Origin of the sequence: Acinetobacter sp. AOR43_HL (assembly GCF_027854635.1) — a bacterium.
GTDB lineage: Bacteria > Pseudomonadota > Gammaproteobacteria > Pseudomonadales > Moraxellaceae > Acinetobacter > Acinetobacter pittii.
Genome location: NZ_JAKTHX010000019.1, coordinates 23,789 through 45,783, shown reverse-complemented (window position 1 = coordinate 45,783; position 21,995 = coordinate 23,789). Strand labels below are relative to the sequence as shown.

General features: G+C 40.9%; 31 protein-coding genes and 1 tRNA gene. 24 read left to right on the top strand and 8 right to left on the bottom strand.

Annotated features, from left to right (window positions below):
• A partial coding sequence (locus MKL33_RS08900; RefSeq protein WP_130120077.1) for an IS5 family transposase occupies positions 1 to 541 on the bottom strand: 541 nt, incomplete at its 3' end.
• 236 nt (positions 542 to 777) lie between these two features.
• On the opposite strand from MKL33_RS08900, the gene MKL33_RS08895 reads away from it, so the two are divergent.
• The 4 genes from MKL33_RS08895 to MKL33_RS08880 all read left to right on the top strand — a co-directional run bounded on the left by MKL33_RS08895 (position 778) and on the right by MKL33_RS08880 (position 2,182).
• Positions 778 to 853 (top strand) — tRNA-Asn (locus MKL33_RS08895).
• 61 nt (positions 854 to 914) lie between these two features.
• A complete protein-coding gene (locus MKL33_RS08890) occupies positions 915 to 1,142 on the top strand; it encodes a hypothetical protein (protein WP_223235331.1) in 228 nt (75 codons plus the stop codon).
• Between the two features lie 364 nt (positions 1,143 to 1,506).
• Positions 1,507 to 1,680 (top strand): hypothetical protein, encoded by a 174-nt coding sequence (locus MKL33_RS08885; RefSeq protein ID WP_002009082.1) that lies wholly within the window; start codon positions 1,507 to 1,509, stop codon positions 1,678 to 1,680.
• Positions 1,667 to 2,182: a hypothetical protein gene (locus MKL33_RS08880; RefSeq protein WP_032035758.1), complete on the top strand. Its 516-nt coding sequence runs from the start codon at positions 1,667 to 1,669 to the stop codon at positions 2,180 to 2,182. The genes MKL33_RS08885 and MKL33_RS08880 overlap by 14 nt, the downstream gene beginning before the upstream one ends.
• 37 nt (positions 2,183 to 2,219) lie before the next feature.
• Here the strand turns inward: MKL33_RS08880 and MKL33_RS08875 are convergent, their stop codons facing one another.
• The 4 genes from MKL33_RS08875 to MKL33_RS08860 form a co-directional block, all read right to left on the bottom strand.
• Entirely contained in the window at positions 2,220 to 2,468 is a 249-nt protein-coding gene (locus MKL33_RS08875) for a hypothetical protein (RefSeq protein ID WP_025465282.1), read from the bottom strand.
• 56 nt (positions 2,469 to 2,524) lie between these two features.
• Positions 2,525 to 2,866, bottom strand: coding sequence for a hypothetical protein (locus MKL33_RS08870; RefSeq protein WP_000172715.1), 342 nt, complete (start codon positions 2,864 to 2,866; stop codon positions 2,525 to 2,527).
• 107 nt (positions 2,867 to 2,973) lie between these two features.
• Positions 2,974 to 3,192 carry a hypothetical protein gene (locus tag MKL33_RS08865; protein ID WP_000906142.1) on the bottom strand — a complete coding sequence of 73 codons (219 nt, stop codon included), beginning with the start codon at positions 3,190 to 3,192 and terminating at the stop codon, positions 2,974 to 2,976.
• Between the two features lie 63 nt (positions 3,193 to 3,255).
• Positions 3,256 to 3,591, bottom strand: coding sequence for a hypothetical protein (locus MKL33_RS08860; RefSeq protein WP_130119938.1), 336 nt, complete (start codon positions 3,589 to 3,591; stop codon positions 3,256 to 3,258).
• Between the two features lie 1,359 nt (positions 3,592 to 4,950).
• On the opposite strand from MKL33_RS08860, the gene MKL33_RS08855 reads away from it, so the two are divergent.
• The 5 genes from MKL33_RS08855 to MKL33_RS08835 all read left to right on the top strand — a co-directional run bounded on the left by MKL33_RS08855 (position 4,951) and on the right by MKL33_RS08835 (position 8,795).
• Positions 4,951 to 5,124 (top strand): hypothetical protein, encoded by a 174-nt coding sequence (locus tag MKL33_RS08855; RefSeq protein WP_002017361.1) that lies wholly within the window; start codon positions 4,951 to 4,953, stop codon positions 5,122 to 5,124.
• A gap of 731 nt (positions 5,125 to 5,855) precedes the next feature.
• A complete protein-coding gene (locus MKL33_RS08850) occupies positions 5,856 to 6,281 on the top strand; it encodes a hypothetical protein (protein ID WP_000960558.1) in 426 nt (141 codons plus the stop codon).
• A gap of 437 nt (positions 6,282 to 6,718) precedes the next feature.
• On the top strand, positions 6,719 to 7,519 hold the full coding sequence (locus tag MKL33_RS08845) for a hypothetical protein (protein ID WP_114259646.1): 801 nt from the start codon (positions 6,719 to 6,721) through the stop codon (positions 7,517 to 7,519).
• Between the two features lie 393 nt (positions 7,520 to 7,912).
• Entirely contained in the window at positions 7,913 to 8,482 is a 570-nt protein-coding gene (locus MKL33_RS08840) for a LysM peptidoglycan-binding domain-containing protein (RefSeq protein ID WP_000819254.1), read from the top strand.
• 34 nt (positions 8,483 to 8,516) lie between these two features.
• On the top strand, positions 8,517 to 8,795 hold the full coding sequence (locus tag MKL33_RS08835) for a hypothetical protein (protein ID WP_000146944.1): 279 nt from the start codon (positions 8,517 to 8,519) through the stop codon (positions 8,793 to 8,795).
• A 63-nt stretch (positions 8,796 to 8,858) separates the two neighbouring features.
• On the opposite strand, the gene MKL33_RS08830 is transcribed toward MKL33_RS08835, so the two are convergent.
• Positions 8,859 to 9,152 (bottom strand): hypothetical protein, encoded by a 294-nt coding sequence (locus MKL33_RS08830; protein WP_000741665.1) that lies wholly within the window; start codon positions 9,150 to 9,152, stop codon positions 8,859 to 8,861.
• Positions 9,153 to 9,277: 125 nt separating this feature from the next.
• Positions 9,278 to 10,987 carry a DEAD/DEAH box helicase gene (locus MKL33_RS08825; protein WP_000521251.1) on the bottom strand — a complete coding sequence of 570 codons (1,710 nt, stop codon included), beginning with the start codon at positions 10,985 to 10,987 and terminating at the stop codon, positions 9,278 to 9,280.
• 78 nt (positions 10,988 to 11,065) lie between these two features.
• Between MKL33_RS08825 and MKL33_RS08820 the strand changes: the two genes are divergently transcribed.
• The 13 genes from MKL33_RS08820 to MKL33_RS08760 all read left to right on the top strand — a co-directional run bounded on the left by MKL33_RS08820 (position 11,066) and on the right by MKL33_RS08760 (position 19,664).
• On the top strand, positions 11,066 to 11,704 hold the full coding sequence (locus MKL33_RS08820) for a ParB/RepB/Spo0J family partition protein (RefSeq protein WP_000110211.1): 639 nt from the start codon (positions 11,066 to 11,068) through the stop codon (positions 11,702 to 11,704).
• A gap of 28 nt (positions 11,705 to 11,732) precedes the next feature.
• Positions 11,733 to 12,335: a hypothetical protein gene (locus tag MKL33_RS08815; RefSeq protein ID WP_000131110.1), complete on the top strand. Its 603-nt coding sequence runs from the start codon at positions 11,733 to 11,735 to the stop codon at positions 12,333 to 12,335.
• Positions 12,332 to 12,982 (top strand): ParB/Srx family N-terminal domain-containing protein, encoded by a 651-nt coding sequence (locus MKL33_RS08810; protein ID WP_001292430.1) that lies wholly within the window; start codon positions 12,332 to 12,334, stop codon positions 12,980 to 12,982. Before MKL33_RS08815 ends, MKL33_RS08810 begins: the two co-directional genes overlap by 4 nt.
• A complete protein-coding gene (locus MKL33_RS08805; protein ID WP_000312034.1) occupies positions 12,982 to 13,638 on the top strand; it encodes an ATP-binding cassette domain-containing protein in 657 nt (218 codons plus the stop codon). The genes MKL33_RS08810 and MKL33_RS08805 overlap by 1 nt, the downstream gene beginning before the upstream one ends.
• Positions 13,635 to 14,057: a thioredoxin family protein gene (locus tag MKL33_RS08800; RefSeq protein ID WP_000184979.1), complete on the top strand. Its 423-nt coding sequence runs from the start codon at positions 13,635 to 13,637 to the stop codon at positions 14,055 to 14,057. The genes MKL33_RS08805 and MKL33_RS08800 overlap by 4 nt, the downstream gene beginning before the upstream one ends.
• Before the next feature lie 38 nt (positions 14,058 to 14,095).
• Positions 14,096 to 15,049 carry a hypothetical protein gene (locus tag MKL33_RS08795; protein ID WP_130119937.1) on the top strand — a complete coding sequence of 318 codons (954 nt, stop codon included), beginning with the start codon at positions 14,096 to 14,098 and terminating at the stop codon, positions 15,047 to 15,049.
• Entirely contained in the window at positions 15,040 to 15,363 is a 324-nt protein-coding gene (locus MKL33_RS08790) for a hypothetical protein (protein ID WP_001175928.1), read from the top strand. Before MKL33_RS08795 ends, MKL33_RS08790 begins: the two co-directional genes overlap by 10 nt.
• The gene (locus tag MKL33_RS08785; protein WP_001228682.1) at positions 15,338 to 15,826 is read left to right on the top strand and encodes a hypothetical protein; all 489 of its coding nucleotides are present in this window, start codon (positions 15,338 to 15,340) and stop codon (positions 15,824 to 15,826) included. Before MKL33_RS08790 ends, MKL33_RS08785 begins: the two co-directional genes overlap by 26 nt.
• Positions 15,827 to 15,937: 111 nt before the next feature.
• The gene (locus MKL33_RS08780) at positions 15,938 to 16,339 is read left to right on the top strand and encodes a hypothetical protein (protein ID WP_000084570.1); all 402 of its coding nucleotides are present in this window, start codon (positions 15,938 to 15,940) and stop codon (positions 16,337 to 16,339) included.
• A 152-nt stretch (positions 16,340 to 16,491) separates the two neighbouring features.
• On the top strand, positions 16,492 to 17,097 hold the full coding sequence (locus MKL33_RS08775; RefSeq protein WP_000134192.1) for a hypothetical protein: 606 nt from the start codon (positions 16,492 to 16,494) through the stop codon (positions 17,095 to 17,097).
• A 9-nt stretch (positions 17,098 to 17,106) separates the two neighbouring features.
• Positions 17,107 to 18,351 (top strand): phage terminase large subunit, encoded by a 1,245-nt coding sequence (locus MKL33_RS08770; protein ID WP_002125703.1) that lies wholly within the window; start codon positions 17,107 to 17,109, stop codon positions 18,349 to 18,351.
• 45 nt (positions 18,352 to 18,396) lie between these two features.
• A complete protein-coding gene (locus MKL33_RS08765; RefSeq protein WP_227555463.1) occupies positions 18,397 to 19,056 on the top strand; it encodes a hypothetical protein in 660 nt (219 codons plus the stop codon).
• A gap of 50 nt (positions 19,057 to 19,106) precedes the next feature.
• Entirely contained in the window at positions 19,107 to 19,664 is a 558-nt protein-coding gene (locus MKL33_RS08760) for a hypothetical protein (RefSeq protein WP_130119936.1), read from the top strand.
• Between the two features lie 44 nt (positions 19,665 to 19,708).
• Here MKL33_RS08760 and MKL33_RS08755 read toward each other — a convergent pair whose 3' ends face one another.
• Positions 19,709 to 19,921: a hypothetical protein gene (locus MKL33_RS08755; protein WP_225484794.1), complete on the bottom strand. Its 213-nt coding sequence runs from the start codon at positions 19,919 to 19,921 to the stop codon at positions 19,709 to 19,711.
• Positions 19,922 to 20,035: 114 nt separating this feature from the next.
• Here MKL33_RS08755 and MKL33_RS08750 point away from each other — a divergent pair, with 114 nt between their 5' ends.
• On the top strand, positions 20,036 to 20,428 hold the full coding sequence (locus tag MKL33_RS08750) for a hypothetical protein (RefSeq protein WP_000138815.1): 393 nt from the start codon (positions 20,036 to 20,038) through the stop codon (positions 20,426 to 20,428).
• A complete protein-coding gene (locus MKL33_RS08745; protein ID WP_004832954.1) occupies positions 20,428 to 21,066 on the top strand; it encodes a lysozyme in 639 nt (212 codons plus the stop codon). The genes MKL33_RS08750 and MKL33_RS08745 overlap by 1 nt, the downstream gene beginning before the upstream one ends.
• Positions 21,067 to 21,995 lie beyond the last annotated feature (929 nt).

Sequence of the window (21,995 nt, the reverse complement as noted above, 5' to 3'; positions counted from 1 at the left end):
CAAGTAAATCACCAAGCACCTGTGAATCACTGACATTATTGGTTGTAAGCTGAACTGCTCGTATTTGTAGGGTTTTAGCATCTATACCAATATGAAGTTTACGCCATTGGCGACGATATTCAGGTCCATGTTTCTTGCGCTTCCATTCGCCCTCACCTAGAAACTTCATGCCTGTAGAGTCCATGAGTAGATGCAGCCCATCGCTACTTTTTTGGTAGTTGATTACAATATCAATATGCTTTTGTCTTCTACAAAGCGTGGTGTAATCTGGTGCGGTCCAATTTAATCCGCAAAGTTTAATCAGACTTTGCACAAAGCCAGTGACTATACGTAAAGATAGACGGAATAAGGATTTAATCATTAAACAGCATTGAATAGCCGTATCGGCGTAAGTTTGATTTCGACCTTGCTTGTTTTGTGGTTGTGCATACCACTGAGTGTTTGGATCAAACCAAATGGAAATGTTGCCCCGATTAATGAGAGCGCGATTATAGGAAGACCAGTTGGTTGTGCGGTAGATTTTGTGTGTAGGCTTCTTCATTTGAAAATTATATCGCTGAAAAAGCCTTTACAGATAGGTTTGTGCAACAAAGCCCATCGAGTGCTAAATTGCTTGCATTACTTGCAATGGCATCTGCCAAACGCCCTCTTCAATATAATTATACTCCCATATTACAAGCTTTATATCTATCTAGTTATCTACATTTCTATATTCCTATATTACTACATAACAATATTGAAAGTTACTTATAAAACAATATAATTACCTAACTATATTGCGTAGTAGCTCAGTAGGTAGAGCAGCGGACTGTTAATCCGTTGGTCACTGGTTCGAACCCAGTCTACGCAGCCAATCTCCTTATATGCTCCTCTTGTACTCAGGTACCGAAATGTCATACGCCGACAGAACACCGATGGCAAAATTCTTTGATGCGCTGGCTTATGAAAAGAATGAAGTAAAAGTTACGCACACAAAGGATAAAAAGGGCGTCCATGATTCGATTCATGTGAAGTTAAGTAGTGGTTTTGCAAAATTTGAAAAGAACGATCAAAAATATGAATTTGTCTTTAATCATCAAAAACAAGTGATTAATCATGATTGCTTTGAAGCCTTTGTAGAAAATTTCACAATTAAATCATAAAAAATAAAGGCTTATAATATTTGTAGATTTCTATATATCTACATTACTACATAGATTTACAGTTTCTATTTTAGAAAGGGATAGTTTCATTTTGAAATATTCTCTATTGCAAATTATGCGTAAAAGCATAAAATAATCGATGCAAACTAAGAAATATTATTGATCGTTTATAGAATTCTATAAGAGGTCGATAAAATTTTATTTATCTGATGCGATTATGCATATGTAAATCAAATAGGTTGTAGCCTATTTAGTTTACAAACTGCCGACTATTTAAGCAGCTTATTAAAGCAATAAAGCGAAATGACAGTTATTATATGTACTGTCATCTCTTAACGAGAATCTCCAACTGGAGAAAAAAGTTATGAACAAGATGACCAACCAAAACGTAAACCCTGCAATTGTTGAACTTGTGCAGATGGGTAATAGCTTCGGTGGCACAAAAATCACTGGCAACTCTTCTGAGGAAACGAGACGCAACTTGCGCAGAGCCTTTGAAGCGGCCAAGGAACGCATGAAACGGGATGCCACAACCTGATCAACAACTCGAAAGAAAATACATCACCCACGCAGAATTGCACGACCTATTCTTCGTAATCAGTCAACATATAGGCTTCACTATTGAAGACATTGAGGATTACGAAGAAGACATCTTTAACCTAATCGAGCTTTGGCGAGAGCAAGGTTACATCGATATATACATAGAAGATAGCGATAGACGCTACGGCAGAGCCAAAAGTATGGCTTCTGTACGAAATTCCGTTCCATACTATCTAAATATGTATCATGCCCGCGTTGTTAAAGGCGAGTACGATCCTTTACTTGTTATAACTTTTGAAGATACCGACCAAGTACATCCCGATGGTCACGAAATGAAAGTGGCAAGTATTCGCTTTATGGCTATTCATGATGATTTATTTGGTGAACAAGATCCAAGAGTAAAATTCAATGATGCTGCCATGAAGCAAATTCGAAAGAAAATTGATGCCTATAGAAAACAAGGCGATCAATACAATGAAGAAAAGAAAGGCTCGCAATAAGCGAGCCTTTTTTGTTTGGATGGCTTAATAGCCCTTTCTAAAATTGCTGATCCAAGTAATCGGCGTATTCCACAGATTTTATACTTTTCTCTTTAAGAAGCAAAATAATCTCATTTCTTATGCCCACGGGAATTGGTCGCTCTCTCGTTATCCATTGTCTAACTCGGCGTGGATCCACGCCGATAGCACGAGCCAATTCGCTTTGCCAATGCGTGCCGTAGAGTATTTCACCCGCCTGTCTTAATTCTTCCGGCGTCATGCGAGGAGTATCTTGATCAATCACAATGTAACTATTCCCAGCTTAACTAAGCCCATATTAACCTATCTATTGATAGGTTCAAGTTACAACTGTTCAATCAAATATTTGTATCGATCAAGATTTTCATCGGAATTCTCAAGTTCTTCAGTTAAGACAAACCATACCTCGTTGAATATTTCCAACTTCTTTTGAACACCAGCTTTTATCATATGAGTAGCCATACCAATGACAAGAAAAATTGCTACCCCTATCCAAAATGGCGGGAAAAACAAACAAAGGAACCCGATAATCAAGCAGCCATTTGAAATGTACTTAGTGTTTCTAAAGTTCTTTGTTTCTACCGAAATGTTTTCTTTTACCTCCGATAGGACGTTATTAAATTCTTCTTCGCCGACAAGTTGTTTAATGTGATCTTTAAGCGTCATCTTTTCAGGTTAAATATCAAATGTTTGAGCGCACTCTATAACGAAACATTAAAAACCTGAATCTTATATATCATGATACTGGCTCCTGTTAGGAGCCAAAAACTCACTTAAGATAGCCAGGTATGCCATACCCCCATTGCAATCATGGTTGCTCCGGTAAAACCGACAATACAATACCAAGCCTGCTTAATTTGCGTGATTACCATTTCCTGAATATACATGCTATTGGATAGTTGGGTTACCGACGAGCCTTCTAAATCTCTGCCTAAACTTATACCACGGTAGACCGATAACGCTACAAGTGCCATACCAATCAAGATCAACATAAGTCACCTCATATGTTCAATGTGATTAGTAGCGATAAATCAAAAAAAGACGTAGTTATAATTTTATGCAAGGGAACTAACGAGATTTTGAACATTTTTCACCATCTTCTTAATATCCTCATCAGCCCGATTTACTTTAAATTCTAGTCGCTCAAGCGTAGTGGTAAGGCTTAAATATTTTTCTCCTTCTTCATCGGTTAAGATAGAAATAAAGGCGTCCTCTGGAGACATTGTAGTAAGTCTCATTTGGTGCATAGCCAAGTTTGCTCGTGCCTCAGATGCCTTCGCGGAAAGCTGGCGTAATCTAGCAGCCTTATTTCTTTCATTCTGCAACGCCGTAAATTTTGACATGAGTGACACAAACAGCAAAGCACCTAAAACAATAATTACAGCAAGCATGTAATAGACACTCCCTAATGACACATGCCCATTATAGTAACCCAAAACAGCTTAAAAACAGGCAAAAAATGTTAAAAATCAGGCTAATCCGCGATAATTTGAATAGTGGTATATAAAATAATAAAAACTACAACTTAGTTATTTGATTTTTAAGGCATTTTTATAGATTTTATCCTAGGCATTTTCCTTCAGGCAATTAAAGCTGATTTTGGTGTGAATTAATCGTTTTTATAACTCTACTCTATTTCGCGTTTTTAGAGCGTTTTAAGCATTTTTAAGCAAAAGAGATAAAGAGAGTCATCTTAAGATGAAAAATGCGAAATACGCGAAACGGTGAAGAAATATGATAGCTTTTATGCCGGTTTGAAAGATACATGAGAAGAATCTCTAAAAACCCAAGTGAACCGCGCCTACATTTCCGAGAATAAGAAATATAAGAATGTTCTAAGAAAGTATATTTATATATTCGAAAACTCTCGGAATACCCAAGTACACCCAAGTCTCGGTAAACGTAGAGATAGAGATACGCGGCTAAAGAAAATCCTCAAACGTATAAGAAGTGATAGAAATAAACATCAATATAGGCAAACACTTATGCACCAATACTTATAGAAATGTAGAAACCTAGATAGATAGAAATATCGAGTAGATATACAAGCAATCTATCTATATAGAAATGTAGAAAACTAGCAATACACAAAGCCAATCATATAGAGATAAAGAACAAGTAAAACTGTGTAGTAATGTAGAAATCTATATAGATAGATAACAATAGGACTATACGGATAGGCATAGGTAAGCGTAGATAGAGATAGAACAGGTATAGGGAAAATAGCTCAATATTTATCTATATAGATATGTAGATAGATAAACAGGTATAAGGAGAGAGATAGAGGATATTAAGCACTTAGTAGAGAGATAAGACGATAAAACAAAGGCGAACGGAGTGAGCCAAAGAATTGTGTGTTTCAATCAATCGTCTACCTAGCCATTCCTTTGACCTACAGGAAATATAAAAATCAAAACTTCGGGCGACATTCTTATTTTTATAACCAAGCACACCACGGCGCACATAGGTAAGCCGGTCAGCTCCACTTCCAGATCAGCCCATACCTCTATTATACCTGCACCTCTCTATCTAGGGATGAGGCAATGCACCAATCGCCACACATCGCCATCAACCAATAGGTATGCCTAGGCACTTATGTAGAAATATAGAAATCTATCTACATAGCCATATAAATGGATTTTTAGTTCTCTAGCTTTGTTTCCTGCTCTATCTCTATACACTGTTATGCATCTAAGTACACATAGAGTTTTACAGTCATGCCTATAAAACAAAACGAGCTAATGAGCGAGATGGTTAATGCAATCACTACACGCCTTAACGACCTCTATATTCAGTATTACAACGACTTTTTAAGCGTTGAGGCATTTGCACGTTATCACGGTCTATCTATAGAGGATATGCAAAAGCTGATTGATTTGGGCAGACATGTGAATCACAACAGTCTTTGGAAAGAGGATAAGTAATCATGTTATTTATTCATCCTGAATTACGCGCTAATGATTGAAATTAGCGGTATTGGTGTTCGAAAATTTAAAGTTATTCCATTGCCAGCGTAAAGTTGGCTTTTTGAAGCTGTACCACGGCATACCAAGGCATAAAATGGATAAATCAGGCATGCCTAGGGGGTTTACAATCTAGTGAGCGCTTACTATACTTCTGACAAATGGGTTTCGGGTTGAGATTTTCTCCCCGACGCGATTTGCTTGATGGGGGTCGTGGCTTATACCGTGTCAGTGGTTTGCACTGTAAAGAAAAGTTCCTTTTCTTGTGGTGGAAATTGGCTAGGTTAGGTTACGTCTCCCCAAACTCTCTCCAAGATTTATGAGGCAAAATTCTATGGGGGGGTTTGGGGGGGCGTTCCTTAACGTTAGTGGTTTCCGCTGTAAGAAAAGGGCATACCAAAATATAGAATATGGAATTTGAAAAATTAAAAACATTTCCTTAGAATTCCAAATCTATCGAATTAACATAACTTACAACAACTCTGCGTCTGAAAACCTCCTTTGCCCGACGTCCCTCTAGGTCGGGCTTTTTTTATGCTGGATCTTCAAAAATTCGCGGCGCGCATATTGAAAATTAAATTTCCCCACCTAAATACATGAATTAGTGAAATGCAAACTTACATTAACTAAATTTTGTTACACCTATTTCTTCTTGCTAATATTTTCTTCAACTAAATAAACAAGGAGTAATTATGCTGGTTAAGCGGAAAATGCTTAAAATTCGTCGCCTTGCAAGTAAAGGTAAATTAGCTCAATGGGGCTTTATATCAGCGAACCAAGCGCAAAAGATTGGGCTAGACAACGGTTTTGTCGTGATTCTTTCATTATTGCAGGGCAAACAGGTAGAACCGAAATTTACCCGCTATAAACTCAGTGATGATATCGGCAGCGAATATGGGATTGAAACGGATGCCGACCTTTCATCCATAGATCAAAGCATCATTGATGCCATTGGTGTAGCGGTCGGTGATATTTATGATGCTGCGGTAAATTATGATGAGAAAACCGTCTATGAAGATGAGCGGGAAGATTTCGAGCGTACCAATCTCATGTTTATAGATATTGAGACTGGTCATGCCTATGACTCAAATCTTAATGAAGCGGTAGGATGGGCATAGGCTCATCCTAATATTCCAAAACAGCCCACCAAAAAAATCAAAACTTTGGCCGACATCCTATTTTTATAACCAAGCGCCACGCATTTATATAACCAAAGAGCACCTAGCAGCTCCTTGGAATGCCACATCCTTATCTTTAACAACCAAGGCAGACCTAGGGCGCTTAAACAAGCGGGTGCGTGCCCGAACCTCAAGAAAAACCGCCAGCAAACAACCCAATGCATGCCTAGAGAATGTCTGTATAAAGCATATAGATGAAACGCGCACGCACGCGAATAGCGGAGTTTATTTATTAGTGCAAGTTTTTTATTAATGAAAATTTCGATTAAATTTTATTTGCACTAAATAACTTTCAATCAATAAAAACTTGCACTAAATTTTTATTTGCACTAATATTTAATCAAGCAATAAAGCTTGTTAACAAAAGGTCAAAAATCATGAATGCACAAGTTAAAAACACAGAAACTCTAAACATCTTTGCAGACGTTAATTTTTCAGCTCATGAAGCACGTAATGCAATAGTTATAGATCAAGAGACAATAAAAGCGTATGCAAGACAGCAAAAAGTTACTAGCAAAGCAGTAGCAGTACAGCTTGATATAGCAAACGCGATCATAAACCGTATGAATAACAAGCTTGAGACAGAACAAAAAATATCAAGCACGTTATTCAGTGACTTAAGAGAAGCATGCTCACGCTCTATGCTTAATAAAATAGACACGCTTCAAAAAGCTAAGTTTGATTTATCAGATCTAGCAACAATCATCGCTCACACTGATAAATCACACATTGACTTTGTACAAGTGAAAGTCATTAGAAAAATCTTTCAAGCGATTACAGCTATCGCTGAAAACGACAGACGCAAGCTAGACGGTTACACAATGTCAATCTTGCTAAACTTATTGCAGTACGGTTCACTTACTGTTAATGAATGTCGTTTATGCTGCACAACTGAAATACGCGCACAGTCGCATGAAAAGAAAGTAAGACAGTATTACTTATCAGCGCACAGCACAGCATCATCACAAGCGTCTAGCTCACGTATGACACTGAGAGCGCTTAATATCTGTAACGTTGTGAAGTCTGTAAAAGACAGTGAAATAACGTTTAATGAAAATTCTCAGTTTATTGAAGCTGTATTGTCATTCTTGCAAATGAAAGAGAATACACAACAAGAATTAGAGCGCGTACAGCATGACATTAAGAAAGAGTTAAGCGAAAAACAAGCAAACGCATAATTTAGTAATCAGTGATATTAGTAAGCACTTACTAATATCACTCTAATAGAGAGTAAGAACATGATTAGCAACGAACATAAACTATTAATCGCTGTCTTAATTATGAGACAAGATAACAAGCGTAATAAGTGAACATGCAAAGATAAAGAAATATAGTAAGCGATTACTATATTTCTTTATATATTAATATCGAAGTCCTAGAAAAAACGCGAATGTGTCGGGTGCATAGCCTGTGTCAATCGCGACCATTTTCCAAACACCCTTTCACCACCAGGCCTATATAACAAATACTTTACCCTTGCGCCGCTTAAATCCATACACTTATCCTTGTCCCAGTACGCCATGTCCATTATTCTTTTCAGGACGACTTTCTAATAATATTTAAGGATCAATATGAAAAGATTTTTTTTGGCTACTTTGATTTTAGTTTGTTCAAATGCAATGGCAGAAGGGGAGGGCCTGTTCGCCGAGTACACCGTGAAACCGAGCGAATCATTAAATGATATAGCCAAGCGTAACGGGACCACGTGGGCAAAGCTGGCAGAAGACAATGATCTCCCTGATCCACCAACTGTTTATGTTGGGCAAAAGCTGGCAATCATGAAAAAGATGAATAAGGACGAATATCTGGCTGCGATTGCAAAGACCCGACCAACGTGCTCAAGCAAAGAAGAATGTGACAAGAAAATGGAAGCTGCTCATTTGTGGGTGAGTAAATACGCTGATTACAAGATCAGAAGTTCAAATAACGTATTAATCGAAACATACGCTCCGCGCGAGTTCACTGGCGAGATCATCGTAAAGGTTTCTAAGGAGCCTTATGGGAAGGGAACCTATGCGATCGTGGCCAACATGTCATGCAATAATCCGAATATGACCAAGCCTTATGACCCGATGGCCAGTTGCAAGAGAAACGTTTATAAGGAAATTATTAAGTTCAACGATTTCGTTAGTTCTTATTAGCTTTAAGCTATTTGACCAAGTAAAGAGGGAAAAGATGGCTTCAAAGGATGATTTAAATTATGTTGCTTACCACATTATCGAAATTCTGGAAGAACAGGGTTTAGATAATTCTTATATTAACGAAAAAATAGATCGTCTTTACGAATTCGGCGAAAATAAAGCCGCTACATTGCTTTGGGCTTCAAACCAGCTCGATAGTAGAAATTTTAGATTACTTTTGGGCAAACTTAATTTAACTCCCGATCAAGTAAAGATATTTTGTCGCGTATTGAACAAGCTGAAAAAATATTTGGGCTACAATTTATTGAGCTAAGCTTTTTAATTACCTATGATATTCCGAATAAATTAATGCCCCATATATCACTTGAGGCATTTCTTACTGCACTTGGCCAGATTTAATTAACTCTAGCGCTTTTTTCTTCAATTCCTTCCTACGCTCTTTTTCAGCAATCTTTTCTTCGCGAATGGCTTCAATATGCACACCGAAAAGCTGATCAGACAGATTGCCACTTTCAAGCAAACGTGCAAAAGCGTCAACAATCTCGCCTTGAGTGAGTTTATGCTGTTTTGCCATATTTTCTAAGGTCTGGATTGTCTCTGGACGCAAAGTGATGGATGTTCGAACTAAACCTTTTTCTTTATAAAATTTGGAAGAGTTAGTAGCTGCCATTATTTGCTCCAATTAAAATTTGATGAAAATTAAAACTTGCATATTATAGTTATTATTGCATTGATCACGCTGAAATACCACAAAATAAAACGGGCTTGCCCAAAACATTGAACAAGCCCAGAACACTATGCAGCTTTTTTGAAACCGAGCTTTTCAAACTCGAAATTCGCAACGATATTCTCGCCAAAGCCGGGTGTTTCTCTGATGATCTGTAAACGCTGTCTAGCGTGAGATTTGAGCGTTGAATTGTGCTGGTCTGTGAAATCAACAATAAACGCAACGTTTGGACCGAATTTCTTAGCACGTAACCCGCGCCCAATACGCTGGCGTAAGGCAACTTCCGCTTTCCCACCACCGGCAAGAATAATCAACCCGACAGCAGGGACATCCACACCCACATCAAGAATTGTTGTTCCAATCAGTACATCAATATCCTTATTGGCAAGTTCGGTGAGCGCAGATTTACGTTCTCCCTGATCATCTTCACCGCGAATATATCTCGCTCTGATACCTATATCGTCAAACAGCTTCAATAGGGTGTCGCCATGCGAGGTATGCTGGACGAGAACCATCGCCGTCATGCCATATTCACGGGCTTTGAGAATTTCCATACAGATGGCATTGTTCCGCTCTTCGTTTTGCACGATTCCCAAGCGATAGGCAGCTTGCCAAGGGGTAATAGAGTGTAATTTGGCTGGCTTTTTCTTCAATTCGACGATTTTGAAGTAAGGCTTAGCAAGGATTCCGCGATCAATCAGCATTTTTTCCGTAACCTTGATGGCAATCGGTCCGGAACAAGCCATCAAACGCATATTTGACTCTTGGCTTTCACGCATGAACGGCGTTCCGGTCAATGCCAAGCGGTAATAGGCGTTTTTACAGTGGCGCATGATCTCGTAATACGAATTTCCACCTGCCTCATGTGCTTCTTCGAGAATTACGAACTCAAAAAGCTCCAAAAGCTTGATGGTTTGCTGTCTAACGAGTGATTTTTCCTTGAATTTTGCTTCTGCCTTGGCTTGCATCGCAGGTGCCTTGTCCTGAAGCTCCTTTTCATGTTGCAGTGCAAGGTTATGAAGCACTTTTTTGATTTCGGACTCGACTTTACCGACCTTAATTAGCTGTTTTTTAGTGTCCGAAATCTCTTTTTCGTGTTTTTTGACTACGTTGTCATAAAGGATCTGAAATTCCTTCTCTAAAGTCGTCTCTTCCAGCTTGGCGGCGAGGGTTTGAACCATTCCGACCGTCATTTTCTTGATGGAGAGCTGACCTTTTTCATTCACCTGTCCAAAACTGCCATCACCAATGACCGAACATGCAACGCCATTTGCTTCGAATGCATCTTTCATCTGATACATCAGAATCGAACGGGTTGTTAAAAACAAGGTAGGGCGGTTAATTCGGGCCTGACACAACATGGCAATGCGTGATTTACCGCCACCAGTAGCGACTTGAGCGATAATCTGGCCATGACGTACAAGACGATCCATAACTTCCGGCTGGTAATCGTAACGAGGGTCATATCCGTAACTATCTACCACTGGTCGGGCAGGTCCAAGTGGAGCGGGGAGGGGTTTTCGTGCGAGTTTTACTTCAAAACCTGCCTTCTTGAGTCGATCCGTAACATGGACTACAAATCCTGCTGGAAAAGAGCACTTGGCAAAGTCAAAAAATGACGATCTGCCATCCCAACGGTGCTGTCTAAACGCTAGAGTTTCTTCGGCGCCATCCACCAAATAACTAAGCGCCGACTGTACTTCAAGTTTCGCCTCAACAGGAGGCTTGTGTAGGATGGCATTTACGGCGTCATAAGCGATTGTTACAACTTTTCCCATTTCAATACCTTTTGCATTTGCTTAATATTTGGCTTAAATTATAAGTAAGCACTTACTAATATTTCAAAGTAGTTTCCTATGTCAGTTGAATATTTAGAAATCGACCCAGGAGAGCTTTGGCCTAATCCTTGGAATTCAAACGTCGTATCACCTGAAAACGAGCGAAAAATCGAAGAAGGTATTAAACGTCACGGTATGTTTAAGCCAATTATCGTTCGTACCCTTCTTGATGGCCGCTTACAGATCATTGGCGGTCAGCACCGAGCAATGATTGCTAAACGTCTTGGTCTACTCACTGTGCCGGTAATGAACCTTGGGCGCATTGACGAAGCCAGAGCAAAAGAGATCGGTCTAATCGACAACGGTCGTTATGGCGAAGATGACATCGTTAAGCTCAACGAAATTCTTCATGATCTTGGCGGTATCGATGAATTGATCGATGTAATGCCTTGGTCAAGTGAAGAAATCGACATCTTCTCTAGCACTAATATAGCGCTGGACGCTCTAAGCGATCTCGATTCGCCATCAGAGGAAGTTGAATTACCCAAGACAACCAAAGTTCAAACTCACCAAATCATGCGTTTCAAGGTTCCGATCGAGGACGTAGACGCAATTACCAAACTCATCGAGAAGACCATTAAGGCACAGGGCTTTACCGAATCCGACAGCTTGACGAATGCAGGGGATGCCTTGGTTTATCTCTTGGGAAGCAAGTAATGAAACCATATGAAGGATGGGATGGCTAATGACCGATTTATCTCAAAAAGGGCAGGTTCGAATGTACCGACGGGGTGGCCAATACCCTGTAGACCTTGAAGCAATCCAGTTTAATGGAAACAACGGCTCCGAAATTGAACTCTGGCTTGGGGTTCACTGCTCAACCCAAATGAAAACAGTAGCCAGAGTAGGGGGAAATACCGATGAAGACTTTTCCCTTGTCATTCCCGGCATTGGTACAGCCGAGGCAGGTGATTACATCGCTAAAAACCTAGATGGAACGGTGGTCATCCTCAAGCCAGACTATTTCGAGAGCGAGTTTCAGGAAGTTATCACTTTCAACACGCCTGAACAGGAACATGAAGGGGCGGTTCCCGAAGTAGATGACGGCGCCTTGAAGTTTTTGAAGAAGTTCTGCAATGGATACCGCATCGTTTCAACATGCGACCTAACAGAATTGCAGATTGCAGAAGCCAACGTAGAAGGTCGTCTCTATATCGAACCTGAAGGTGGCTTCGGATGGGTAGCGCTCCCTTGGGAATTAACTACCGTCAGGGATCGGCAACGCGAAAAGTTCTACCAGATCAACAAGCAGTTGATTGAGCAAACCGATACGCGGGTGGCCGAATGAGCGAACTAAAAATCCAAATGTGGATTGTTGACGATGTAAAGCCTTACGAACTCAACGCCAAAATCCACAGTGAAGAACAAGTCGCCAAGATTGCCGAGTCGATTGCCCGCTTCGGTTGGGATCAACCCATTGTGGTAGATAAAAATGGCGTAATCATCAAGGGGCATGGTCGCCGTCTTGCAGCCATCAAGTTAGGTTTAATCGAAGTACCTGTTCTGGTCCGCGATGACTTGAATGAAGAACAGGTGAAAGCTGCACGCTTGGCCGATAACCGAGTTGCCATTGGTGACATTGATGCCGACCTGCTCAAGCTGGAGCTGCAATCCATCAACATCGAGTTCCTTGAGGACATCTTCGACAGCAAGGAGCTGGAGTTCATGCAAGCCGACCTCTCCGAAATGAACGTCGATGTGATTGTTGATGATCTGGACAGCGCGGTAGCCGAGCAACAGCGCCATACGGCAAATGCAGTATCGGAATCGAACGAAAAACCTATCCGAATCGACAAGGTTTTAGGGTTCAGCGAAGTATCGGGCAAAGAATCACGTTCCATTCACTACTTTATGGCCATTGCAGAAGATGCAACTGGACTAGAAGGGAAGGACGCTTTCGTAACGTATATCAGCAAATTGGTGGAGAGCGCTTAATGGCTGTTTATAACATCGATGTCCGATACAAAACGTCAGTTGAGCGTACCGAACGTGTACTGGAAATTGCCGAGTCGTTCGGGTTGGGCTTAGATGCGAAGGAATTTGTGGTTTTCGATAACACGCCAATTGAAATCGAGCAGGGAGACATCGTTTACATCACTGGTCAGTCTGGTGGCGGTAAATCGACCCTGCTACGGAAGCTGGCGGAACAAATGGAACAAAGCGGCTTAAAAGTCGCTGACCTGAATGCCATTGAGCATGATGACCGTCCAATCGTCGACCAGATTGGCGAAACACTAAAAGACGCTCTGGATGTACTCACCATTGCCGGCATCACTGATGCCTATATCTGGCTAAACAAGTTTGATGCCCTCTCGGACGGCCAACGTTATCGCTTCAAACTGGCAAAACTGATTGAGAGCAAGGCGGACGTCTGGATTGCAGATGAATTTCTTGCCGTTCTTGATCGAACTGTTGCCAAAGTTGTTGCGTACAACATTCAGAAAATTGCCCGAAAACTCGGAACAACCGTACTGGTTGCCACAACGCATGACGACATGGTTGAAGACCTCAACCCAAGCCTCTTCATTGATAAGCGATACCGCGAAAAAGTGGTAATCACCAAAGCACCTGAAGGATTTAAACAAGTATGACTAATCGATCAAAAAAAGTTGTAACTAAAGACACTGTAGATGCTCATGAATTCGCGTCAGAAGCATCCGAAACTGTTGCAGAGCAAATCGTTCAAGCAGAAGTTGTGGAGCGTTCTGAGAGCGAACCAGCGCAAACCAAGCGCACATTAACCCTATATTCTTCAACCGTCTGCTCACCTTGCAAGACCATCAAGCCGATTCTGGAAAAACAAATGCTAGGTCGCGCAACCGAATACCATGTGCTGACCATTGATCCAAACAATATCGAACCTGAAATCAAACAGCAGTTTGAAGAAGCGGGCGTAACGCAAGTGCCTACCCTGATCTGCAAGGAAGATGGCAAAGAGGTAGGTCGTTTATCGGGATACAGTGGTGTTCGACCGCTACTCGATGTCTTGAAAGCTTGGGAAGTGATTTAACAAAGGGCGTTTAACGCCCTTACTTGATTGAGAAAGGTATGGAAAAGGTTTTACTCGATACACCAGATATTCTCGTTACTCGTAAATCACCTAAGCAAAACCACAACCTGTCATTGCTCAAGGACATCATTGTGGAGCCGGGTGACAAGAGTGACTGGGACCTTCTGCACGAATTGCACTACAAGGCAGAAACGCTGCCGATCGGTTCAAGGTTCTGGAAAGTAACCCTGCATGGCAAGACCATTGGTGTCGGGATTCTGGCTGTTCCCAAAATGTTGCTTTCGGGTCGTAATGACTTGTTCAAATATCTACGTCCAAACGTCAACGGCAAGGATACCCGCCTGATCAATAAAAGTCGGGCTGAATGGCTAAACGAAAATGTCTGCACCAATAGCCGACTTGTACTGGACACCATCTACCGTGGTTGCGGGATTGCGTATCGTGCCCAAAATTTAATGATGCGCATGGTGGATAGAAAACATACCGAGTTCCAAAGCTCGATGTCGAAATTCAATCCATTCGTGGAAAGGGCAGGCATCAAGTTCACCTCGCCTAAGCAGGCGACCAATTATCAACGCGGTGTGGACTTCTTTGTGAAATGGTTTGAAACCAAGCATCCGACAGATGTTGTGGGGATTCTGGAGGAGCTGAGCTCCAAACCCGAACCTATCAAAAAGAAGATCATCGCTGAAATGCGGAAGTTCTATTACCAATACAGCTCTTTGGAAAAATCCGGCAATAACCGGCTGAATGGTTTTAGCCGTGTAGAGAGCATGCCTGTCGAAAAGCTGCTAAAGAACATTCAACAACTGGTTTTTGCGTCTCCGTTATATGGGGTCTATACCAATCCTGACTTGATCTACAAAGCCAAACATCCTGAGCACGAGATTCCCAAACGGGTATCAATTTTGGCATTTGACTGTCAGAAACCAGACGAACCCCTAAATGTTGAACTCATTAAATCAAGAGGGCTTTTATTCGAATGCAATTAGGTCTAACCCCAAAACAGATCGAATTACTGACAAAGATTCGCGATAAAAATCCAGACGGTTCTTTGCTCTCAATCGAACAGCTTCATGACGCCGTGAGTTACACCTGCACCCGACAAGCCATTACATGCAGCCTAAATTTTCTGATTAAAAGAGGCCTGATTGAGAAGAGCGGGCAAAACGTGGTGAGAAACGGGCGTAGATTTACGGTCGTCAGCATCAAGCCATTGGGCGAGGAAATACTAAACGCCTATGTACCTTCGCTACGGCAGGTACTTGTAGAAAATGAGGATGAGGAAATTGAAAAAATCTTCTAAGGTAAAAAGCGTTAAGAAAACCTCGCCAAGTTGGTTCCGCACTCCGTACAATCGCTTATGGTATGTTTTGGTCCAAGACCCAAAACAATTCTTGGCTATGGAAGATGAAAGCCATCATGCGCTTTACGAGATTGCTAAAGAGCATTTTCAGTCCCATTTTAAAGCCATCACTTTCTATGCCGCCAACAATTCGGGCGAGTTGATTGCCGCGATCTATTATCCGAGGATGTTTGACGCTGACGAAAATGAGGTACTAACCGTGCTTTGCCATGAGTGTGTTCACATATGGCAGGAATTCGCGGAAAGCCTACATGAACACGAGCCTTCGCGTGAATTTGAGGCTTATACCATTGATGAGATTTTTGGAAACGTCCTGACTGAATACCGCAAGTTAGTGGAAATCAATAAAGCCCATACCGAGAGTAAAGCCATTAAACATAAAAAACAGCCCGACCTTGTTTAATTCCGACATTTGGGTAATTTGGGTTTTCCGCAACTCTTCGAATAATATATTATTAATAAGTGCTTACTTTATTGTATTATTAATATATTCGGAAAACTGCGGAACTCCCAAATGTCCCAAGTACAGGAAATCTTTCTTATCGGCGAAGATTTTGAGCCAGGCATCGTCGGAAATTCTGAAATTGATATTTTATTGGGCCATGACACGGCGATCTGTGGAGAGTTCGCAATCAGGAAGGAAGATGGCTATACACACTGTCCGGACTATTGCGAGGATAAGAATATAACTTTCAGGGAGTTATACAAATTAAACTTACATCCACTCATCCTTCCAGCCAGCCATGAATCCTCCAAAAGACGCTCTAAAAAAGCTTTAGAGAAAGCCGAACAGCTTCAAGACAAGTTTGTTGCAGTCTTTATTCTTGGCTCTGAATTTTACGTAACCAGACCATTTGAAAGTGAAAATACAGCACTAGCTTGCGTGCTTTGGTATGCGCTTGCTTATTACTCTTAAATAAAATTATTAATAAGCGCTTATTATTTACTTTTGGTTTTATTTTGCTTATCCTAGAGGCCATCGGACATGTTTGAAATGGTGCGTGTCTGACTTTTTAGAGGGCGCATATCATTTAGTAGCTGGTACGCGCCTTTTTTTTAGGTGATTGCATGACTGAAGAAACAGCCAACAAACGCAGATACCCTTCAGCAAGTGCTTGGGCAGAAGCAGAGGCGTTATGGGCTTCTGGTGATGTGACACTAGAGGACTTAGCCAAGAAAGTCGGGGTAAGCGCAACTTCTGTTTCCCTTCACATGAAGAAGCGGAAAATCACGAAAGGGGAGAAGGCCAAGGAACATTCCGAGCGTATCTCCAAACAGGTCGCCGAAGATATTTTGTCAGAAGGGACCGTACATAGCCAAAGAATTAAGGAAACCAAAGAAGAACATTACAAGATGGCGACGGGCCTAGCTCGCCTGACTTGGAATGAAATTGTCACTGCCAAGGCAAAGGGCGGTGCCTATGCGGCGATTCAACAAAATTTAAAAGCACTAGAAATCGCTTCGAATGTTTTGGCAAAGATCCGCCAAGAACGGTACGCCGTTTTAGGTTTGGATAAGCCTGATGCTGTAGATGCTACTCAACTTCCGGAATTGGTAATTGAAGAATTGACGGCCGATCAGGTTCAACAATTGAAAGAGCGTGATTTCAACAATGGTAATTACGACTTTGAAGATGAGGACATGTTAGAGCCATCAAATGATTCAGGGGAATGATGGTTTTAGATGGCAGATAAGGTTCGGCTTTCATTGCATCCAAAGCAAATGGAAGTCTATCTTTCAAATGCTCGATTTCGCGTAGTGGTTGCTGGTCGCCGATGGGGTAAGACCAGCCTTTCGCGTACTCTGATTATCAGTAAAAGTAGAAAGCCAAGACAAAGAATCTGGTACGTAGCGCCAACTTACCGAATGGCAAAACAAATCATGTGGAAGGATTTGATTGAAGCCATTCCTCGGAAGTGGGTAGTTAAGATTAACCATTCAAGTCTATCTATTGAACTTGTTAATGGCACCCTGATTGAACTTAAAGGCGCTGATGACCCAGACTCTTTGCGTGGTGTGGGTATCGATTTCTTGGTATTGGACGAATTCCAAGACATTAGCGAAGAGGCATGGACACAATGTTTGCGTCCTACCCTTGCCTCTACAGGTGGTCATGCCATCTTTATCGGCACACCTAAAGCATATAACCAGTTATATACCGTCTATATGCAGGGACAAGACCCGAAAAAGGTCGAAGCTGGCCAATGGCAGTCATGGCAGTTCCCAACCATTACATCTCCATTTATTCCTGAATCGGAAATTGAAGCGGCTAGAGCCGATATGGATGAGAAATCATTCAAGCAGGAATTTTTGGCTTCCTTCGAAACCATGTCTGGACGTGTTTATTACCCGTTTGATCGTAAGGAACATGTCGGGAAATATCCTTTTGATCCAAAACTGCCAATCTGGATCGGCATGGACTTTAACATCGACCCAATGAGTACCGTCATCATGCAGCCGCAACCAAATGGCGAAGTTTGGGTGGTTGATGAGATTGTCCAGTTCGGCTCTAACACGGAAGAGATTTGTGAAGAGATTGAACGGAAATACTGGCGGTATATGAAACAGATTGTCATTTTCCCCGATCCTGCTGGCGGTCAACGCCAACATGCTCGTGGTGAGTCCGACTTGGACATCATGCGCGAGAAGGGATTTAAGAAAATTCTTTACAGAAGAAAGCACCCTGCAATTGCCGACAGGGTAAATGCAGTTAACCGCATGTTGAGAACTGCGGATGGAACAGTTGCATTAAGGGTTGATGAAAAATGTAAGCATTTGATCAATTCATTTGAACAGACCATCTACAAACCAGGTGGACGTGATGTTGATAAATCAGGTGGTGTAGAACACAGTGCCGATGCCATTGGATATGCAATCGAGCACCAATTCCCACTTCGTAAGATTGAAATTAAAGGCGTTTCAATTTAACCTATATTATTAGTAAGCGCTTACTAATATTTTGAAGGCGATAAGATGACAACCGAACTATCCTCATACGACCGACATGCAATAAGTTCGACCGCTTCCTCAGAAGAAGCGAATGACCCTCTTGTACGTTTAGTATCACGTCGTCATCCACTATATGAAGCCATGTCCAAACACTGGATGTTTATGGATGACACCTATAGCGGTGGCAGAGAATGGTTTAATCATCATATCTTCAAATACATCAAAGAGGGTGATGCCGAATTCAAGGATCGTATCTCACGCGCTTATCGTTTCAACCATACCCGCGAAGTTGTAGATTTAATTAATAAATATTTATTCAAGCAGGAAATCACCCGCAATAAGGTAGATGCTCCTGCCGACGTGGTGAAGTTTTGGAAAAACTGCACCAAGAGCGGCTTAACGATTAATGATTTCGTTCGCCAGATCAGTAAGAAAACCTCAATTTACGGTCGTATTGGGGTAGTTATTGATATGGATGCGGTACCAGAAGATCAAAGACCCTTAAACAAACGGGAAGAAAAGGAAGCTGGGCTATCTGCTTACGCCTACATCATCACTCCGCTTCAAATGCTGGATTATTCGTTTGATGATCACGGCAAATTAAACTGGATGCTGATTCATGAAGTGGTTCGCGACGATGAGGACCCACTAAATTCAACAGGCAAGGGGACTACACATGTCTAACCCCTAAATCAATTATTGCCATCTATTTGCATGACTACGCAAACAGAAGATTGCGATTCGATTTACAGGACAATATTCCCGTAGGCGTTAATCGTGTCTATTCTATCGAGATATTAAATAATGCTCATTACAAAGAGGAAGGAACGTTTACAGTTTATGAGTTTATGAATATGCGAGAGGCTTTTGTAGCAAGTAGCGCAACAAACTTTGGCATTGAAATCTACGATGAAAGCGAGCGACCAATTTTTAACTCCAATATGCCAATATTCCGTCCAGTAAGTTATCTTCAAGCTATTAGGATGAATCAAAATTACAATATGCCTCTGACAACTCCAAGTGCCACTTACATTGAGCCAATTGCTGGCGGAACTGTGGGCAAAAAAATTGCTATTGTTATTACTCAACTTGGGTATCAAGGTAAATGTTTTATTCTCAGAAATAGTTTTGGATTAAATTTCTGCATTCCTGCTTTCTGGATTGACGAAGCAAACGGTACATTTAATTTGCAATATATTTGGAATAAAGTAGCAAAGGATAGAGGCTCTAGCACAGCCGCAGTCGGAAATGCCACTTGTATTGCTATGGCAATTGACGTCACTAATATGTAATAAAAAGGCTTCCAGTTGGAAGCCTTTTTAATGAAGTCGAATGGTTACGCAGTACCGCCATTTTCTTCAGTGGTAGTGGTTTCATCTACATAAACCAGTCCGACCGAAGCTAGACCAGGAGTCTTCCGATCGTAAATCAAGGTCAAGTTTTCAACCGGCTTTCCATTTTGACCTTCGAGCAAGTTGACTTGCCCTAAAAGAACGTTCAAAAGGTTAGCTTCATCTTTCGTGATCTGCTTTAATGCCATAGTAAACATCCTAAAAATTGAACAACGATAATTTTTACACACTCATAAATTATTAGTAAGTGCTTATTTATAAAATATAGTAAAAATGTTATATTTTCTCAACTAATCTAAGGCGAGAAAATCATGACCGAACCAGTATCAACTACTATCGGTGGATTCGCTGCTTGGAAGGCATTTGGCATGACTATCGTAGTCGCAATCTGTGTGATGGCAGTTGCGGCTGTAGTGCTCATGATGCGGATGCCGAGATCTCCGAGAGAGTGGGGAGTTGGCTTGATTACCACAGTAATTTCAAGCTTGGCTGGCGGCTCTTTCATCATCATCAAATTTAACCTTCATGCTTGGGCAACAGACGTATGGGGAATGATCGCGCTTGGCGGTTTCTTCTTCACATGTGGTTTGCCGGGGTGGGCTATTGTCCGTTGGATTTTCAACTATATCGAAAAGAAGGAGGATTCCGACATTTTCGAAGTTGCAACTGATATTAAAAACGACCTGAAGGAGTTTAAAGATTAATGAGTAGCATGGTATCCGCACTTGCATCAGTGCAAATGGCTCAGATTGCGCAAACTTATTCTTGGCTTCGGGCGATGTCAGGAGGCAGATTAACTCAGGAACAAGTAACTGCTGGTGACGAGATTATCGAGAAGGCGGGATTAGAAACTTTCGCCAAACTCATTGGTTACAAACTTGAATCTGGCGTTACAGGGCAATGGGATATTTCCGAAAAAGGATATGAACTTATACGTGGATTTGAAGGTTTCAGGAATACGGCATATCTGGATACTGGTAGCGTCCCGACTATTGGCTTCGGCACAATCAAATATCCAAACGGCCAACCTGTAAAAATGGGTGATACTTGTACTCGTGTTCAAGCAGAAGAATGGCTTAAAAACGATTGTAAGTGGGTTGATGCTTGTCTTGATAAGTATGTGAAGGTCAAGGTAACTCAAAATCAATTTGATGCGCTTGCTTCGTTTGTTTACAACGTAGGTGAAACTGCATTTGTCAAAAGTACAATGTTGGCTGTCCTTAACCAAGGGAACTATATTGCTGCTGCAAATCAGTTTGATCGTTGGATTTTTGACAATGGCAAACGTATTAATGGATTAGTTAACCGCCGTGCTGCTGAAAAGAAATTATTCTTATCATGAAGCATTTCGGTACATTAATGCTGTGCATCCTGTTTTCAGGATGTACAGCTTCAACAATTCAAAACAATATCCATGTCACTGTCTGTTTACAGTGTGCACCTATGATGAGCCGATAGAACAATGATTTCATTTCTTTGGCATCTGGTAGGGGGAATAATGTTTTTAACAACATGCATTATCCTTATGTACTCTTATCTTCAAAACAAATCTTAATTTGAATTTAAAACTAAACCCAATTTTACTTCTTCCTGTGAACTCTTTTTTTTAAAAACGCTCTATGCTTTGAATTACAAGAGTTCTAATAATAACAGTACAAAAATTCCGTTGTGGATAACTTAAAACCTATTTGAATTTAAAATCTTTTCTTTTTTTCTTTTAGAAGCTCTGAAACGATTGCTATCAAATACTTTCAAAGCCTATTAAGGTACAAAAACTCCGTTTGAGCGGTACAAATACTCCGTTTTAACGGTACAAAAAGTTTTAATTACGGTACAAATATTCCTTTTTAACGGTACAAAAATTCTGTCCTGTATTTTCAATAGTTTAAAAGGTACAAAAACTCCGTTAAATCGCCTTTAACGGTACATTTTCTCCGTTAGAAGTCCTATAAAGGTACAAAAACTCCGAATAAGTACCTTTTAAAGCCATTTTTCCATTAACTTAAAGAATACATAAAAGGATTTCGGTACATTTTCTCCGTTTACACCCCTATAAAGGTACATTTTCTCCGCTAAACTAATAGCCAAAATCATCATAACGGTACAAAAACTCCGATAGGGGAGTGATAACGGTACATTTTTTCCGTTCAAAACAGGCGATAACGGTACAAAAATTCCGAAGGAATGCCTATAAAGGTACAAAAACTCCGGTAATGTCATTACATTGTCATGTTTTGGTCAAAATCCTTAAATATAAATCCGCTCAATTCT

Excerpts from the sequence above, each read along its gene's own strand:
- MKL33_RS08845 (WP_114259646.1), top strand. The coding sequence starts at position 6,719 with ATGAATGCACAAGTTAAAAACACAGAAACTCTAAACATCTTTGCAGAC.
- MKL33_RS08890 (WP_223235331.1), top strand. The coding sequence starts at position 915 with ATGGCAAAATTCTTTGATGCGCTGGCTTATGAAAAGAATGAAGTAAAA.
- MKL33_RS08770 (WP_002125703.1), top strand. The coding sequence starts at position 17,107 with ATGGCAGATAAGGTTCGGCTTTCATTGCATCCAAAGCAAATGGAAGTC.
- MKL33_RS08825 (WP_000521251.1), bottom strand. The coding sequence starts at position 10,987 with ATGGGAAAAGTTGTAACAATCGCTTATGACGCCGTAAATGCCATCCTA.
- MKL33_RS08745 (WP_004832954.1), top strand. The coding sequence starts at position 20,428 with ATGAGTAGCATGGTATCCGCACTTGCATCAGTGCAAATGGCTCAGATT.
- MKL33_RS08780 (WP_000084570.1), top strand. The coding sequence starts at position 15,938 with ATGTCCCAAGTACAGGAAATCTTTCTTATCGGCGAAGATTTTGAGCCA.
- MKL33_RS08750 (WP_000138815.1), top strand. The coding sequence starts at position 20,036 with ATGACCGAACCAGTATCAACTACTATCGGTGGATTCGCTGCTTGGAAG.
- MKL33_RS08870 (WP_000172715.1), bottom strand. The coding sequence starts at position 2,866 with ATGACGCTTAAAGATCACATTAAACAACTTGTCGGCGAAGAAGAATTT.
- MKL33_RS08885 (WP_002009082.1), top strand. The coding sequence starts at position 1,507 with ATGAACAAGATGACCAACCAAAACGTAAACCCTGCAATTGTTGAACTT.
- MKL33_RS08855 (WP_002017361.1), top strand. The coding sequence starts at position 4,951 with ATGGTTAATGCAATCACTACACGCCTTAACGACCTCTATATTCAGTAT.
- MKL33_RS08800 (WP_000184979.1), top strand. The coding sequence starts at position 13,635 with ATGACTAATCGATCAAAAAAAGTTGTAACTAAAGACACTGTAGATGCT.
- MKL33_RS08830 (WP_000741665.1), bottom strand. The coding sequence starts at position 9,152 with ATGGCAGCTACTAACTCTTCCAAATTTTATAAAGAAAAAGGTTTAGTT.
- MKL33_RS08765 (WP_227555463.1), top strand. The coding sequence starts at position 18,397 with ATGACAACCGAACTATCCTCATACGACCGACATGCAATAAGTTCGACC.
- MKL33_RS08755 (WP_225484794.1), bottom strand. The coding sequence starts at position 19,921 with ATGTTTACTATGGCATTAAAGCAGATCACGAAAGATGAAGCTAACCTT.
- MKL33_RS08850 (WP_000960558.1), top strand. The coding sequence starts at position 5,856 with ATGCTGGTTAAGCGGAAAATGCTTAAAATTCGTCGCCTTGCAAGTAAA.
- MKL33_RS08820 (WP_000110211.1), top strand. The coding sequence starts at position 11,066 with ATGTCAGTTGAATATTTAGAAATCGACCCAGGAGAGCTTTGGCCTAAT.
- MKL33_RS08810 (WP_001292430.1), top strand. The coding sequence starts at position 12,332 with ATGAGCGAACTAAAAATCCAAATGTGGATTGTTGACGATGTAAAGCCT.
- MKL33_RS08815 (WP_000131110.1), top strand. The coding sequence starts at position 11,733 with ATGACCGATTTATCTCAAAAAGGGCAGGTTCGAATGTACCGACGGGGT.
- MKL33_RS08795 (WP_130119937.1), top strand. The coding sequence starts at position 14,096 with ATGGAAAAGGTTTTACTCGATACACCAGATATTCTCGTTACTCGTAAA.
- MKL33_RS08880 (WP_032035758.1), top strand. The coding sequence starts at position 1,667 with ATGCCACAACCTGATCAACAACTCGAAAGAAAATACATCACCCACGCA.
- MKL33_RS08865 (WP_000906142.1), bottom strand. The coding sequence starts at position 3,192 with ATGTTGATCTTGATTGGTATGGCACTTGTAGCGTTATCGGTCTACCGT.
- MKL33_RS08860 (WP_130119938.1), bottom strand. The coding sequence starts at position 3,591 with ATGCTTGCTGTAATTATTGTTTTAGGTGCTTTGCTGTTTGTGTCACTC.
- MKL33_RS08790 (WP_001175928.1), top strand. The coding sequence starts at position 15,040 with ATGCAATTAGGTCTAACCCCAAAACAGATCGAATTACTGACAAAGATT.
- MKL33_RS08805 (WP_000312034.1), top strand. The coding sequence starts at position 12,982 with ATGGCTGTTTATAACATCGATGTCCGATACAAAACGTCAGTTGAGCGT.
- MKL33_RS08835 (WP_000146944.1), top strand. The coding sequence starts at position 8,517 with ATGGCTTCAAAGGATGATTTAAATTATGTTGCTTACCACATTATCGAA.
- MKL33_RS08840 (WP_000819254.1), top strand. The coding sequence starts at position 7,913 with ATGAAAAGATTTTTTTTGGCTACTTTGATTTTAGTTTGTTCAAATGCA.
- MKL33_RS08785 (WP_001228682.1), top strand. The coding sequence starts at position 15,338 with ATGAGGAAATTGAAAAAATCTTCTAAGGTAAAAAGCGTTAAGAAAACC.
- MKL33_RS08775 (WP_000134192.1), top strand. The coding sequence starts at position 16,492 with ATGACTGAAGAAACAGCCAACAAACGCAGATACCCTTCAGCAAGTGCT.